This is a genomic window from Paenibacillus sp. Y859, from assembly GCF_056786405.1.
The window spans coordinates 38,556-53,539 of record NZ_JBXCIZ010000002.1 but is presented as its reverse complement, the minus strand read 5'-3'; the positions used below and the strand labels follow the sequence as shown (position 1 = coordinate 53,539).

Annotated in this window: 15 protein-coding genes; 1 reads left to right on the top strand and 14 read right to left on the bottom strand. The window is 40.6% G+C overall.

The genetic code is table 11. From position 1 onward, the window contains the following. Positions 1-11: 11 nt before the first annotated feature. From AC1TO8_RS05160 to cymR, 12 genes are all read right to left on the bottom strand, one after another. Positions 12-944 carry a peptidase U32 family protein gene (locus AC1TO8_RS05160; RefSeq protein WP_482054552.1) on the bottom strand — a complete coding sequence of 311 codons (933 nt, stop codon included), beginning with the start codon at positions 942-944 and terminating at the stop codon, positions 12-14. A 14-nt stretch (positions 945-958) separates the two neighbouring features. After that, complete coding sequence (mltG, locus tag AC1TO8_RS05155) at positions 959-2,008, bottom strand: endolytic transglycosylase MltG (RefSeq protein ID WP_482054551.1); 1,050 nt, start codon at positions 2,006-2,008, stop codon at positions 959-961. Positions 2,009-2,081: 73 nt separating this feature from the next. Then, positions 2,082-2,393, bottom strand: a complete 312-nt coding sequence (locus AC1TO8_RS05150) for a DUF1292 domain-containing protein (RefSeq protein ID WP_482054550.1) — start codon at positions 2,391-2,393, stop codon at positions 2,082-2,084. 4 nt (positions 2,394-2,397) lie between these two features. Beyond that, on the bottom strand, positions 2,398-2,703 hold the full coding sequence (locus AC1TO8_RS05145) for a DUF1292 domain-containing protein (RefSeq protein WP_438347061.1): 306 nt from the start codon (positions 2,701-2,703) through the stop codon (positions 2,398-2,400). 11 nt (positions 2,704-2,714) lie between these two features. Further along, a complete protein-coding gene (ruvX, locus tag AC1TO8_RS05140) occupies positions 2,715-3,131 on the bottom strand; it encodes a Holliday junction resolvase RuvX (RefSeq protein WP_482054549.1) in 417 nt (138 codons plus the stop codon). Positions 3,132-3,140: 9 nt separating this feature from the next. Next, positions 3,141-3,401: an IreB family regulatory phosphoprotein gene (locus AC1TO8_RS05135; protein ID WP_438347063.1), complete on the bottom strand. Its 261-nt coding sequence runs from the start codon at positions 3,399-3,401 to the stop codon at positions 3,141-3,143. Positions 3,402-3,565: 164 nt separating this feature from the next. After that, positions 3,566-6,199: an alanine--tRNA ligase gene (alaS, locus tag AC1TO8_RS05130; protein ID WP_482054548.1), complete on the bottom strand. Its 2,634-nt coding sequence runs from the start codon at positions 6,197-6,199 to the stop codon at positions 3,566-3,568. A 389-nt stretch (positions 6,200-6,588) separates the two neighbouring features. Then, positions 6,589-7,647, bottom strand: a complete 1,059-nt coding sequence (locus tag AC1TO8_RS05125; protein ID WP_482055217.1) for an AI-2E family transporter — start codon at positions 7,645-7,647, stop codon at positions 6,589-6,591. A 224-nt stretch (positions 7,648-7,871) separates the two neighbouring features. Further along, a complete protein-coding gene (locus tag AC1TO8_RS05120; protein WP_482054547.1) occupies positions 7,872-8,081 on the bottom strand; it encodes a hypothetical protein in 210 nt (69 codons plus the stop codon). 12 nt (positions 8,082-8,093) lie between these two features. Further along, positions 8,094-8,615 carry a PRC-barrel domain-containing protein gene (locus AC1TO8_RS05115; protein ID WP_482054546.1) on the bottom strand — a complete coding sequence of 174 codons (522 nt, stop codon included), beginning with the start codon at positions 8,613-8,615 and terminating at the stop codon, positions 8,094-8,096. A 55-nt stretch (positions 8,616-8,670) separates the two neighbouring features. After that, positions 8,671-9,822, bottom strand: coding sequence for a cysteine desulfurase family protein (locus AC1TO8_RS05110; RefSeq protein WP_482054545.1), 1,152 nt, complete (start codon positions 9,820-9,822; stop codon positions 8,671-8,673). A gap of 16 nt (positions 9,823-9,838) precedes the next feature. Next, positions 9,839-10,258: a cysteine metabolism transcriptional regulator CymR gene (gene cymR, locus AC1TO8_RS05105; protein WP_482054544.1), complete on the bottom strand. Its 420-nt coding sequence runs from the start codon at positions 10,256-10,258 to the stop codon at positions 9,839-9,841. Between the two features lie 249 nt (positions 10,259-10,507). Between cymR and mnmA the strand changes: the two genes are divergently transcribed. Then, complete coding sequence (gene mnmA, locus AC1TO8_RS05100; RefSeq protein ID WP_482054543.1) at positions 10,508-11,644, top strand: tRNA 2-thiouridine(34) synthase MnmA; 1,137 nt, start codon at positions 10,508-10,510, stop codon at positions 11,642-11,644. Positions 11,645-11,740: 96 nt separating this feature from the next. Here mnmA and AC1TO8_RS05095 read toward each other — a convergent pair whose 3' ends face one another. After that, a complete protein-coding gene (locus AC1TO8_RS05095) occupies positions 11,741-13,045 on the bottom strand; it encodes a replication-associated recombination protein A (protein ID WP_482054542.1) in 1,305 nt (434 codons plus the stop codon). 252 nt (positions 13,046-13,297) lie between these two features. Continuing rightward, on the bottom strand, positions 13,298-14,506 hold the full coding sequence (locus tag AC1TO8_RS05090) for an MFS transporter (RefSeq protein ID WP_482054541.1): 1,209 nt from the start codon (positions 14,504-14,506) through the stop codon (positions 13,298-13,300). Positions 14,507-14,984 lie beyond the last annotated feature (478 nt).

Here is a 14,984-nt window from a genome sequence, read left to right as displayed (position 1 = left end):
TATAACTTTAATCAATATACTTGTTCTTTATAAAAGAATCCAAACGTCAACTCTCGCTCTGGATCTTGAACCTTACGAATATTGTCCATAAATTGATCTTGGAATCGATAACCTTCTGGATTGGCTACATACTCATCGATCACTTGTCTGAATGTTCTCACAACCGCCTCGTTATAAGCCAAGGGCTTTAGCAATCCTTCAATTTTAAAGGTATTCACACCCGCTTCGATAAGCAAATGTAAATCCTCCAGTATACAAATGTCATCCGAACTCATAATATGAGTTCCATTCACATCTTCATAAATAGGATACTTCTCACCCGGACGATCTGCTTCTAAAAGAAACAGTCCACGTTCTTTACCCAAGCTACCGCCATCCGTTGGTCTACCTTGATGCAACATATAGCTTCCAACTAAGCTCCGCTTAGAATGGTAAATATTTGTCATTCCGTGCACCTGAACCTGCGATTCCATGTCCAGATGACCCTTCATTCCTGTGATTTCTTCCATGTTGAGCTCTCTAGCAAATACTGCTCGAGTTGCACCTCTACGTCCCCAATAGTTCGCTGTCGCATAATTTGTTGTTGTCATCTCTGCATTCCAATGAAGTTTTAACTGGGGTGCGTTCTCTTGAATAGCGAACAACACAGCAGGATCATTAAATTCAACGGCATCCACACCCGCTTCTCCTAATGCCTTAACATAATCAGTTAAGGAAGCTATGATATCATTTGTTATTAGATTATGGAGACTTACATATACTCTGACTTGATAAGCATGTGCCTGCTTTACAGCCGCTTGAATTTCTTCTATTGAGAAACTACCTGCAAGTCTCATCCCAAAAGTATCATTTCCTATCAATAAAGCATCGGCTCCTGCATTGATCAAAGGAATGATATCTTCCAACGATCCTGCAGTTACCAGAAGTTCTGGTTTTTTAACCATATTTTGCACCTCTTTTATTGTGACATACTTTTACTTTTTTCAATATTACTTAAATGTTCTTTATATGTTGTAGCAAATAAATGTTCTTGTGATCCATCTTTCTTGGTCACATAGAAGAAATACTCAGAAGATTCCGGATAAAGTGCGGCTTCAATAGAAGCAAGACTTGGACTGCAAATAGGTCCTGGTGGAAGTCCTTCAATTAAATACGTATTATAGGGACTTTTAACCTCTAAATCTTTATAATAAAGACGTTCTTTAGGTTCATCTAGCGCATATTGAACAGTCGCATCAATCTCCAACTTCTGTCCTTTATTCAATCGATTGTAGATAACACCCGCAACGAGTGAGCGCTCATGATCCGCAACAACTTCACGTTCCACTAGAGATGCAATGGTTAGCAATTCATGTAGCGTCAAGCCTCTTTCCTTAAGATCTTGCTCCCAATTATTTATAGTATTCAGCTTTTTCAGCAGTTGAGTTGTCATTGTCTTAATAATATCCGCTTCTGTAATTCCTTTTTTCAATTCATAGGTTTCTGGGAATAGATATCCTTCTAATGCATGCTTCATTTCTGAATTTGTCGATATCATATCTATAATTGCTGTGTCAGCACTTGATGACTGGTTAGCAAGTTGTAACAATGCTTCTCCATCTATAATTCCCTCTTTATCAAGCTTATCCGCCAACTGTTCGACGGTATATCCTTCAGGAATTGTGAATCGAACCATCTCTTCTTTCACCACATCACCATTGTTGAACATCGCTATTAAATCATCATTTGAGGTTCCTGGGGTGATCACGTAATTTCCTGCTTGAAATCGACTTCCCTGCTCTTTCCATTTCAAATATGCCATAAATATTAAATCGTTCTTAATCAATGCTTTCTCTTGTAACAATTCAGCAATTTGGATCGTACCCATCCCGCGCTCAATTGTAAATTCTACAAGTTCATCAGATTTCTTAACAGGTTGCATGCCATTCCAAACATATATCGCCGCTCCACCTACGGCTAAAACTAGTAGCATAAAAATAATTCCAATGACTTTAGTTCTAGCTCCCAAAAAACCCCAGTCCCTTCACAGCCAAAAAGAGCGGACTAATCCGCCCTCTCGGCACTTCATATTGGAATAAGTTTTAAATATCGATATCCTGTGGGAAAGTCATCTCATCGTACAACTCAGCGATATTCTCCCATTCCTCATCGTCATCAATGGTAACAAGTTCTAATACCCCTTCTGCAGAAGTGACAATTTTAAGAATGTCATATTCATCGCGTTCCTCATCAACGTTAAGCAGAACAGCATAGCTTTGATCACCAACAACAAATTCAGCTGTTAGATCAAATACGGAAGTAGTACCGTCTTCATCTTCCAACTCAATCGTTTGGCCGAAAGTTTCCTTCAATCGATTACTCCAATTAGCCTGATGATTAGAGATTTCACTCATCTTATTACTCTCCTCCGTCGAGTTCAGCAACAAGCGTATTAAAGGTTTCTTCAACGATTGCCCATTCCTCGTCATTATCGATCATATATAACTTGATATCGTCCCCATCCTCGTCTTCTTCATAGCGGAATGCATAAACTTCATCCGTATCTTCATCCTCGGAATCCATGGGTACAACCATCATATACTTTGCATCAGAACCATCCACTTCGAATTTCATGATGACCTCGAACTCTTCTTCATTTCCCTCATCGTCAGGAATATAGATAATTTCCGGTTCATCTACGATATTAATATTGTCATTAGCCATTTATATCACCCTCACCTTATACTCTTAGAATCCAAATAGTTTTGCAAAATCAAACTGGCTGCCATCTTATCAACGACCTGTTTACGCTTCTTCCGACTAACATTGGCTTCAACTAACGTCCGTTCTGCCGACACTGTAGTTAACCTCTCATCCCATAAATGAACCGGCAATTTAGTGATTTCCCTTAATTGATCTGCAAAAGCTATACAGATATCACCCCGGAAACCTACTGTCCCATCCATATTCTTGGGTAAACCAACAACAATCTCAGCAATCTCATACTCACGGACCAGAACAACGATTCGCTCAAATTCAGCACCTTCACGACGACGTTCTATAACCTCAAGCCCCTGACCAGTCCAACCAAACATATCGCTAACTGCCACTCCAATTCTGCGATCCCCATAATCCAATCCCAAAATTCTCATCAAGTTCTCCTAACGGTGATTGGCTAAATAAAACCGAACCAACTCTTCAATCAATTCATCACGCTCTTTCTTTCTAACCAGGCTCCTTGCATTGTTATGGCGTGGTATATACGCGGGGTCTCCGGATAAAAGATATCCTACAATCTGATTGATTGGATGATATTCTTTCTCTACCAACGCATCATATACCGTTAGAAGAATCTCCTTCGAGGAAGCCTCTAACTCATCGCCATTCACATTGAATTTGACCGTCATATCCATCGAATCCATTCACACACCTCGCTTCTTAAAAACATGTCTAGGCATATTTTAGCGAACAACCTTTTGAATATTTGTATCTTTCTCTATCATAACATATTCAATACAGTGTAAGGAAATCCATAGATGAAAAATAGGTGTTTTTTTTTAATGTCAAAGTTTTCGCTTCACCAACTTTAGTTTTTAACACTTTGAGCCACTAGCTCATTTGCTAATTTTAAAGCATCATCCAATTTCCCTGCATCCTTACCCCCTGCTTGAGCCATATCAGGACGACCACCACCGCCGCCACCGCAAACAGCTGCAACCTCTTTTACCAACTTACCCGCATGAAGACCTAACTTCACTAAATCTTGAGGTACTGATACGACAAAGTTCACTTTCTCATCCATCGTTGCCCCAAGAACTAAGACGGCATTCGGAAGTTTCCCCTTCAATTCGTCAGCAAGTGATCTTAGAACATCCATGCTCCCTGCGTTGACACGAACAGCCAGAAGGTCTACCCCATTCACAGATACCACTTGGTCACTAAGTTCTCCTGCTTCTATCATGCTCAGCTTACTTTGTAGAGATTCATTCTCACGACCTAATTCCTTAAGTTGAGCGTGCATAGCATCAATACGTTTAGGAACATCATGTAGATTAGTTTTGAGCAACTCGGCTGATTGCTTCAGAATGTCAAGTTGTCCATCCATATACTGATACGCCAATCGTCCTGTAACAGCTTCAATTCGTCTTATGCCTGATCCAATCCCACTTTCACTTACTAATTTGAAAATACCGATTTGTGACGTATTATTCACATGGCAGCCTCCACACAGTTCAAGACTGTATTCTCCAACTTGCACAACTCTAACAATATCACCATATTTCTCACCGAAAAGAGCCATAGCACCTGAAGCCTTCGCCTCATCAATGGATTTGAACTCAATATCCACATCAAGGGCATTCCAGATCTGTTCATTTACACGACGCTCAATATCAATAAGCTCTTCTTGAGATATGCTACCGAAATGAGAGAAGTCAAAACGTAGTCGTTGTGTATCCACTAAGGAACCCGCTTGATTCACATGAGATCCTAACACTTCTTTTAGTGCTTTATGCAGTAAATGGGTTGCCGTATGGTTCTTCACAATGTCTGAACGTTGCTCACGATTAACCTCTGCCTTAATTGTTTCACCCACTCTTAATTCTCCATCTTCAACTAGCACACGATGAACATGTTGACCTAATGGCGCTTTAAACATTCCTTCAACTTTGGCAGTACACTTTGCTCCTCGTAAAATTCCCTGATCACTGATCTGACCGCCACTTTCCGCATAGAATGGTGTACTATCAAGTATCACCTGACATGCTTCCCCAGCTGATACACGTTCTACCAAGGCGCCATTAACGATGATTGCCATTATTTCAGACTCTGTTTGGATGTCATTATATCCAACAAAGTTACTTTTAATCGTTAGATCTCCAAGAATACCACCTTGAATTTGCATACTGCCACTATCATGTCTAGCGGCACGTGCACGTGTACGTTGTTCTTGCATCGAAGCATCAAATCCCTCTCGATCCACACTTAATCCATGCTCTAAAGCATAATCTTCCGTCAGATCGAACGGAAATCCATAAGTATCATAAAGTTTGAATGCATCCGCACCACTAATAACAGTACGCCCTTCTTTCAGCGCTTGATTACTAAGTCCCTCTAGAATAGATAGCCCATCAGATAAAGTCTCATGGAAACGCTCTTCTTCTTTAAAGATAACCTTAGCAATAAATTCCTGCTTCTCAACCACTTCAGGGTAATAAACGCCCATGACATCCCCGATGGTTTCCGTTAACGTGTACAGAAATGGCGTATCCAGACCTAACACTTTTCCATAACGAACTGCACGGCGTAGCAGACGACGAATGACATAACCTCTACCTTCATTCGAAGGTAGCACACCGTCAGCAACAGCGAATGAAACGGTACGAACATGGTCAGCGATAACTTTAAGAGCGATATCCTGCTCCACACTGTCGTTGTATTTCACTTTTGCTAAAGCTGCAGTCTGTTGAATGATCGGCTGAAATAGATCCGTGTCAAAGTTAGAATCTACATCTTGAAGAATGGATGCAAAACGCTCTAACCCCGCACCAGTATCAATATTCTTATTCGGAAGTGGCGTATAGCTACCATCTTTATTGTGATTGAATTGTGAGAAGACTAGATTCCATACTTCCAAATAACGTTCGTTCTCTCCACCCGGGTACATCTCAGGATCTGACATATCGTTTCCATAGGCTTCTCCTCGGTCATAGAAGATTTCTGTACAAGGACCACAAGGCCCCTCGCCGATATCCCAGAAGTTCTCCTCTAACTTTACAATCCGTTTCTCTGTAAGACCAATCTTCTCATGCCATAGCTTATAAGCTTCCTCATCCTCAGGATACACAGTTACTGACAAGCGTTCTGGATCAAATCCGATCCATTTCTTATCCGTTAGAAATTCCCATGCCCATGTAATAACTTCTTCTTTAAAGTAGTCCCCAATGGAGAAGTTACCCAGCATCTCAAAAAAGGTATGGTGTCTACGTGTCTTACCGACATTCTCGATGTCATTCGTCCGAATACATTTTTGAGAATTAGCAATTCGCGGATTATCCGGCTTCTCACGTCCATCGAAGTATGACTTCAATGGTGCCATTCCTGCATTAATCCACAAAAGGGATGGATCATTATGAGGAACTAGTGGAGCGCTAGGCTCAATCTTATGTCCCTTTTCCGCAAAAAACTCTAGCCATTTGGAACGAATCTCACTTGCTTTCATATCAAACGCCTCCATTATATAGGTCTATTATATCCAAGCTTTTGAACACAAAAACGCCCCTGAATATTCAGGGACGATTAACTCGCGGTACCACCCTGGTTATCGCCTTCGTACAATCCAGTTTCATAACTAACTGCTTGTCGATACTAGCGATCTCCTTTGCTACGGCTGCTAACGGGGTCCACCCGGTGAATTTGTCTCACACTCCGAAATTAGCTTTCCGCCAGGTACACATTCAGACTCTCTCAGCCTTCATGATGATCCATCATAAAGGAGTCTGTTCTCTGGGCAAGGTACATCAGCGTACTTCATTTCATCACCGATTTGTCCATTTCATTGCATATTATCAGTCAAGTATATAGAGGTCCCAAGGTTCTGTCAATCTGGATTCACACAGTCCTTCGCTTAATATAATACGTGAAGAGATGCTGGATGATCACTTTAAGAACAGCTAAAAGAGGGACTGCAATAATGAGTCCGAAGATTCCAGCCATTTCCCCTCCTACCAATAGTGCAAATATAATAAGTACAGGATGTAAATGTAGCTTCCTTCCGACAATCTGCGGGGAGATCACATTACTCTCCATCATTTGACACAACGTATTGACGACAATTACTAATAACACCATTTTCATAGATACCGTAGATGCCATTACAACCGCCGGTGCCGCTCCTAGAAAAGGTCCAAGATAAGGAACTACATTGAATACCGCGACCACACTTGCAAGCAGTAGGGCATAAGGCATACCGATAATCATATAACCGATGTAAGCAAGGACCCCAATAATAAGACAGACCATGAATTGCCCGCGGACATAACTACCTAGGGCGGTATCTATTTCTTTTAACACAACGACAATTGTCTTTCTACCTGATCGTGGTAAGTAGGATACGACCATTCTTTCAAACACATCGAAATCCTTTAATATGTAAAATATAAGAAAAGGTATTATGAATATGTTAAGTACCACATTAATCGTACTTCCAATATTGTTCATAAAATCGGAAATCCCATGTGCCAATCGATCTTCCAACTGAAAGAACCAATCCATGACACCCGCTCTAACACCAGAAGGTAGAAGATTAGAATCTAAATTGGTCACAAAGCTTTGGGCATGCATCGTCATCTCTGGTAAATGCTCATTCAATTCATCCAATTGCTCCATAAACATCGGAATCATATTCATCAGAATGACCACTAGGCAAGATATGAATACCGCATAGATTAACAGAACTGCGATTAATCGGGGTACTTTACGATTCTGAAGCATACATACGACCGGATTGAGAACATACGAGATGATCATCGCTACCACGAATGGAGCAAGAATTACTTTGATAAATTGATATGCATAGATAAATAGCGGGCGTAGTAGCCACATGAAATACACGATAATCAAACCGAGTAACACCCAAATCAACAATCGAAACCACTTATTGTGAGACATCGATTCCAAGTAATTCTCCTCCTTTCGGGCTGGACTAGCTTTGATCATAGTATATGTCGAGAACTAGAAGAATAATCTACCTCAAAGTAACAACTTGCTTATATTTCAAAAAAAACACCCCAAATCCAATGCCTATGTATAGGCAATGGATCAGAGGTGTTGATAGCTCGTCCTTCATTCAATCTTAAGAGGTTGTTCAAAAAGTCACCTTTTGAACTCTCACTTTAAGAAGAAGCATGGACATGTGGAAAGTCCTGAGCGATTTCCTCACCGAAGAATAAATCGTCTAATGAACTCAATGTTCCATCTTCCTCTACTTGATAAACGGACATCTTCTCTCCGTTAACCGTCAATTCGATGAAACAGCCCCAGCAATAGAACTGGTGAGATCCAATCTTTCCAATATCTTTCGAATTGCAATTTGGACATTTCATTTATTTAATCACCTATCCGTTTACAGAATGAATAGCGTTATCCAAACACTCCTCATTCATTGGAGGTACTAGCACAGAGTTTTCCCCAATGACCATATCGGAAGTACAAGGTAGCCACTTTCGGCCTTCAATGATATCCGTGACAAAACCATCACTTATTTCCAGACCTATTATTGTATTGCCCATTTTCTGATCAAAGTAAACATCCGAGATATGTCCAAGCATGAAACCATCTACTGTTAGGACAGGTAAATCGTATAGTCTTTTCTTGCCCAGAGAATAGGTGAACTGTATATTGTCAACTTTCATCTTACGAATCGCCTGTTGATTACGAATCATCACGGCATCCTCACCATATGCAATGATATCGTCCCAAACAATCGTCTTTAACATGTTAGAGAACAATGCTTTACGTTCAAGTTCTAATCCAAGAATGGTCCAATTATGACCGATCATGAAGTCATGAATCTTCCCTATCTTCTTACCTTCCTGAATATCAAACACAGGAAGTCCTATCATCTCTTGAAGCTTCAAGGCAAGAACCTCCTCACCGGCCATCATACCTTCATGTCCGTCGTCAGAAAATCGCCTATATCCTGTTACGTACACGACGTAGAATGGTTCCAATAATTTGAGCGGTTTGTTCCATCTCTTCAGTAGTGTTACCCAAACCAAAGCTAAAACGAATCGCTGAACGCATAATAGGCTCAGAAAGATTCATGGCTTCGAGAACATGTGATAATTCTATTGAACCTGAAGTACATGCCGAGCCACTGGCTACTGCAATTCCTTCCATATCCATACCCAGAAGTAACGTCTCTGAATCCAGTTCAGGAAAACTAATATTGAGTATGTGAGGCAGAGATTCCGTAGAATGACCATTCACAATAAATGAATCACTACCTACTACCCGTTCTAACGCTAAGAGCAATGTTCTTCTAAGAAGTAAATAGTCATCTTTTCCTTCTTCAAAGTGACCTAACACAAGCTCGACAGCTTTCGCGAATCCCACAACACCCGCAATATTCTCTGTACCTGCACGTCGTTTCTTCTCTTGGAGACCCCCATGTAGCTGAGCATTCAACTGGATGCCTCGCCGAATATAAAGAGCCCCCACACCCTGTGGCCCATTGATCTTGTGCGCAGAAAAACTCATAAGATCAACAGGTAAATCTGCACATGAGATGGGAAGGACCCCCAACGCCTGCACAGCATCTACGTGAAAGAGGATACCCCGACTTTGCGCAAGCTTGCCTATCTCTTCAATAGGCTGGATTGTGCCTACTTCATTGTTCCCATACATCATACTAATGAGTATCGTCTCGTCAGTTATCGCGTCCACTACATCCTGAATCTGAATCCGTCCGGTTGAATCAACTGGAAGATATGTAATCTTGAATCCCTGACGCTCCAATTCAGTGCATGAATGCAAAATCGCATGGTGCTCGATGGAAGAAGTAATGATATGTCTGCCTTTATGGCTTAATAATGAAGATACCCCAAACAAGGCTAAATTATCACTCTCTGTACCGCCACTTGTAAATACGAGTTCATCAGGTGAGCATCCTAACAGACGGCTCACCTGATCTCTTGCTCCGTTCAACGTCCGCTTCGCATCTCTACCGAATGAATGAACACTTGATGCATTACCATAATGCTCGGTCATCATATTCATCATGACCTGTGCTACATCTGGATGAATGGGTGTAGATGCCGCATGATCTAAGTAAATTGATTTCATAATGTGGCCACCCTAATTAAATATAGAACATATAATTGTCAGCAGTACTCTTCTCTTCAAAGGAAATAAGATCTGCCAACGTTGTAGAATCTAACGCTTGAGCAATACCATCTCGAATTCGAAGCCATAAATCTCTCTTCGCTGGATCATCCTCTTCTGTGAAATCAACGGGTGAGATTGGACCTTCAAGTACACGAATAACATCACCTGCAGTTATTGTTGCTGGTTCGCCGAATAAAATATATCCTCCGTACGCCCCGCGAATACTTTTAACTAATCCAGCATTACGAAGCGGTGCAATCAATTGTTCCAAATAATGCTCCGATAATTGATTCTTCTCAGCAATACTCTTCAGTGAAGTAGGGCCTTCTCCAAACTTTAATGCAAGCTCCATCATAATGGTTAAACCATAACGTCCTTTTGTTGAAATTTTCATGTATGGCACCTCTTTCTATTATTCTTAAATTATTGTATGATTATTTATTGTTTATTTGGATGCATTCCTATCTATTCCGATCATTACCCTATGCATATACTAACATATTGAGTTCCTATATGGAAAACAAACTATTACAAATGTTTGAATTGCCCGCGCTGCGTGGACATATTAATGGTTGTGTGACACAACCATTAATATGTTAAACTACAGTAAGTAAATAATTTCAGTAAAAAGATGGTGATATAGATGTCAAAAGAAAATAATAACACCCGCGTCGTTGTCGGCATGTCTGGCGGTGTCGATTCATCCGTTACAGCCTTACTTCTAAAACAACAGGGCTATGATGTGATCGGTATTTTTATGAAGAACTGGGATGACACAGATGAACTAGGCCATTGTACGGCAGAAGATGACGCTGAAGACGTGCGCCGTGTTTGTGAACAGATCGATATTCCCTACTATACAGTCAATTTTGAGAAGGAGTACTTCGAGAAAGTATTTTCCTATTTCCTAGATGAATATAAGGCCGGAAGAACACCGAATCCTGATGTCATGTGTAATCGTGAGATCAAATTCGGGGAATTTCTGAATAAAGCACTCAATCTTGGAGCAGACTATGTCGCCACAGGACATTATGCCAGAGTAGTGGAAGAAGATGGCTCATATAAATTATTACGCGGTATAGATAACAATAAAGATCAGACATACTTCCTTAACGCCTTGAATCAGGCTCAATTCTCCAAAGCGATGTTTCCGATAGGCCATCTACCCAAACCTGAAGTACGACGCATCGCTGAAGAAGCAGGTTTGTCCACTGCTAAGAAAAAAGACAGTACCGGTGTTTGCTTCATCGGTGAACGTAATTTCAAGGAATTTCTCAGCCAATACCTGCCAGCTCAATCTGGACAAATGGTTGATATTGCTACGGGCGAAGTTAAAGGACAACATGACGGGCTTATGTACTACACCTTAGGTCAACGCCAAGGTCTTGGTATTGGTGGATCAGGCACAGGAGAACCCTGGTTTGTAGCTGATAAGGATCTAGATCATAACATCCTCTACGTGGTGCAAGGAGATAATCACCCTAGCCTATACTCCACTGGTCTTATCGCAACGGGAGTCAATTGGATTGCCGGAGACGACTCATTGCCCACTGAACCCTATACTTGTATAGCTAAATTCCGCTACCGTCAGCCCGACCAAGCTGTGACGCTGAACTGGCTCCCAGATGGAACGGTTCATGTTAGCTTTGATAAGCAACAAAAAGCTATTACTCCAGGACAAGCCGTCGTGTTCTACCAAGGTGAAGAATGCCTCGGCGGTGGTACTATCGACAAAGTCGACAAAGTCCCTTATATTATTCCTTCTTTGAAAGTAAAATAAACCCACAAGTACAACAATTTAAAATACCCTTCTCGTTATAAAACGAGAGGGGTATTTTGATGATAATATAACCTTTTCCACAATCACTGGCAAGTGTTATTCACGCCTGCGCTCTTGATTCAGCTTAATCTTAGATTCATTCCCCTGCTCAGTCGCTTGATAGAACACCCGTCGCGAGATCTCTTTAGGTAAATAATCTTGCTTAACATAATGATTAGGGAAATCATGTGGGTATTTATAGCCTGCGTGTCCTAGCTTCACAGCACCTTTATAGTGAGTGTCTCTCAAATGCAATGGTACTTCTGCTGATCTTATATCTTCCATAGCGCTCATTGCACGTGAAATTGCTAAGGTTACAGCATCCGATTTAGGACTTTCCACCGCGAATAATATCGCTTGTGATATGTTCAGTTTTCCTTCCGCCCAACCATTATTCCGGTAGGCATCTAGCGCACTTATTGCCTGTACCATCGCTTGCGGATTGGCAAGCCCTATATCTTCACTGCATGCTGCTATCAACCTTCGTATGAATACCATCGGATCCATCCCAAGCTTCTCAACACCATATAGAAACCAGAATATTGCTGCATCACTGGAACCACGAACACTCTTATGAAAGGCTGATATGATATCATATTGTGTCGACTCATCCGCCTTCACAATAGGGCGCCGGATCGATTCTTCTGCTACTTCGATCGTAACATGTATCGTACCATCATCTTCTGGCGTTGTAGTCAGAACTGCAAGTTCCAGTGCATTAATCGCTCGACGAATATCTCCGTTTGCCATTGTTGCTATATGTTCTAACGCTTCCTGATCTACATCAAGCTTCATGAAGCCAATCCCTTTATCTGAATCAACCAGTGCTCTTTTCATAGCGATTAGAGAATGTTCCTTGGTTAACGAATTCAATTGAAAGAGAGTCGACCTGCTCATCAGTGCTCCATTGACGTAATGAAATGGATTCTCCGTTGTAGCCCCAATAAATACAATGGTTCCCTTCTCCACCGCAGGTAACAAGGCATCTTGACGAGAGCTATTAAACCGATGCACTTCATCTAAGAATAGAATCGTCTTGGTTCCATATAAAGTCTTGCTAGTATGGGCTTGTTCTATAACTTCACGTACATCTTTAACCGTAGCTTCCACCGCATTGAGACGTACGAATGTAGCCTTCGTATGATGAGATATAATATGAGCTAACGTTGTTTTACCTGATCCAGGAGGACCATATAAAAGAATCGATGACACTTGATCTGCTTCAATCGCACGTCGCAATAACTTTCCAGGTCCAACAATATGTTCTTGACCAATATATTCATTCAGATTCACCGGTCGCATCCGATCAGCCAGTAGCCGCGAATCCATATCCGATTCCTGCTGAAACGAGAATAAATCCATTATATTTTCACGTCCTTGTTCACATTCATAGATTATTAGATTATTAGATTATTCATCCATCATATCACATCAAGCATAAACATAAGAAAAGTGCCATTTGACGTCCTTAGTTAAAAGAAATAATAGAAAAGGCAAACCAGCTCTGGGCCTACGAGGCTAGAGTGGTTTGCCTTTCATGCTGATTATCTTTCAAGCAATACACGTATATTGGTTCGTGCACCGTGTAGGCCTTTCAAGCAGGAGGTTAAGACATTAAATCGTTTCCTTTATAGAAAAACGACGATAGCGAATTGCAGTATAGATTGCTGCTATTGCTAACAACACTGCTGAAATTATAAATATGATTCGTACATTCCATATTTCAGCAAGAGCACCAAAAGCTAAAGATGAAACTGCGAATAATAACGAAATCAACGCGCTTTGTACAGCATAAATTTCAGGAAGTTCTTCAGTGCTGGCTGTTTTTTGAAGAAATGTGTTCACAGCAATTCCTTTTAGTTGTTGAAAAACCCCAATGAATCCTACAAATACTAGGGACAGCCAAGCAATCGTCGTTAAACCGAAAATGAGTGTCAAGATACTGATTCCAAAAGAAAAAATAATCAAAACATACTTTAATTTTTTCTCGAATACTGAGGAAAAACGTGAGCATATAATCCCGCCAACGACCATTCCGATAAAAAACGATGTATTTATATACCCCCACCAAGCTTCAGTCTCGCCAAGAGTTTCCGTCACGAAGACATAGAGTATAGAAGCAATCCATACAACATCTGCAACGGATTCAAATACGATGATTACATGGAGACTCTTATACAGAGGATTTCTCCATACGATTTGCCAACCTTCTTTTAACTCACCACTCTGACGATCTTCGGAATTTTTTTTATGAAATTCGGTTGGATCAACAATCTTAATCATTAGTAAGGTAGCTATCAGATACAATGCCAACGTGATTAAAATAACATTTTGGCCGCTTAAAACTGCAACAAGTAAACCACCAAGTGCCCATCCAGCTAAATTAACTGTTTCGTAAATAATGGAAAAGAAGCTATTGGCTTTCACAAGTTCACTTTTCGGAACCAAACGTGGTAACATGGCTTGGCTTGCTGGCGCTGCCCACCCGTCTAAAAATGCAATTACAAATACGAAACTTATTATAACGAGTATGCTTGACCATATGTGAAATACTAAGATAAGCGATAGAAAACATAATAATAGTGTTTTACACACTTGCGAACAAACAAGCAGGGTCTTTAGTCTATATCGATTTAACAATAGCGGAGAAATCATCCCGCTAATAAAACGACCAAACATACTGAGAAAAGGTACCAATGCTAATATAAATGGCGACTCTGTCAAAGCATACAAGATCGAAATAAGCCCCACGATATAAAAAATATCACCCAAATTGGCCATTGATTGACCAATCCAAAGAAAACGGAAAGATTCACTTTTCATTCTTACTACCCCTTTGCAATCAAAATTTAATTCTGATTAGTACAGGGTAGTTTTTACATTCGTCTTATACCTCCCAAAATCTATTATTATTTACAAGATAAAATAACACCAACTATTAATTATAAAAGACTCGAAATCAACACAATTTATAGAAGTAGTAAGAATGAGTTATATAGTTCCATTATAAGTAAATTCGAGATATTTAGATACAACTATTTCAGAACACTATTCAAAAAACTTATACTTTCAATTAACATAAGAAGGACTGTCCGACATCATTTGCCGGACACTTCATTCCGAGTAGTAATCAGCTTCCGTGTTCCACTAAGGTTCCTTGAATTGTTCTCAAGGGATGAAACACGACTTTAAAGGCGGACCGTAAACTTTTCGCTCCATATCCATCTCCTTCTTTTATTCCACTTTCGAGAGCATTACTACTTCTAGATTTGTTGCTAACCGCTCTTCGATCCGATAGGTG

What these genes read in the sequence shown, in the direction of transcription:
- AC1TO8_RS05160 (WP_482054552.1), bottom strand. Translation starts at nt 944, where the DNA reads ATGGTTAAAAAACCAGAACTTCTGGTAACTGCAGGATCGTTGGAAGAT.
- AC1TO8_RS05150 (WP_482054550.1), bottom strand. Translation starts at nt 2,393, where the DNA reads ATGAGTGAAATCTCTAATCATCAGGCTAATTGGAGTAATCGATTGAAG.
- AC1TO8_RS05145 (WP_438347061.1), bottom strand. Translation starts at nt 2,703, where the DNA reads ATGGCTAATGACAATATTAATATCGTAGATGAACCGGAAATTATCTAT.
- ruvX (WP_482054549.1), bottom strand. Translation starts at nt 3,131, where the DNA reads ATGAGAATTTTGGGATTGGATTATGGGGATCGCAGAATTGGAGTGGCA.
- AC1TO8_RS05135 (WP_438347063.1), bottom strand. Translation starts at nt 3,401, where the DNA reads ATGGATTCGATGGATATGACGGTCAAATTCAATGTGAATGGCGATGAG.
- alaS (WP_482054548.1), bottom strand. Translation starts at nt 6,199, where the DNA reads ATGAAAGCAAGTGAGATTCGTTCCAAATGGCTAGAGTTTTTTGCGGAA.
- AC1TO8_RS05125 (WP_482055217.1), bottom strand. Translation starts at nt 7,647, where the DNA reads ATGTCTCACAATAAGTGGTTTCGATTGTTGATTTGGGTGTTACTCGGT.
- AC1TO8_RS05120 (WP_482054547.1), bottom strand. Translation starts at nt 8,081, where the DNA reads ATGAAATGTCCAAATTGCAATTCGAAAGATATTGGAAAGATTGGATCT.
- AC1TO8_RS05110 (WP_482054545.1), bottom strand. Translation starts at nt 9,822, where the DNA reads ATGAAATCAATTTACTTAGATCATGCGGCATCTACACCCATTCATCCA.
- cymR (WP_482054544.1), bottom strand. Translation starts at nt 10,258, where the DNA reads ATGAAAATTTCAACAAAAGGACGTTATGGTTTAACCATTATGATGGAG.
- mnmA (WP_482054543.1), top strand. Translation starts at nt 10,508, where the DNA reads ATGTCAAAAGAAAATAATAACACCCGCGTCGTTGTCGGCATGTCTGGC.
- AC1TO8_RS05095 (WP_482054542.1), bottom strand. Translation starts at nt 13,045, where the DNA reads ATGGATTTATTCTCGTTTCAGCAGGAATCGGATATGGATTCGCGGCTA.
- AC1TO8_RS05090 (WP_482054541.1), bottom strand. Translation starts at nt 14,506, where the DNA reads ATGAAAAGTGAATCTTTCCGTTTTCTTTGGATTGGTCAATCAATGGCC.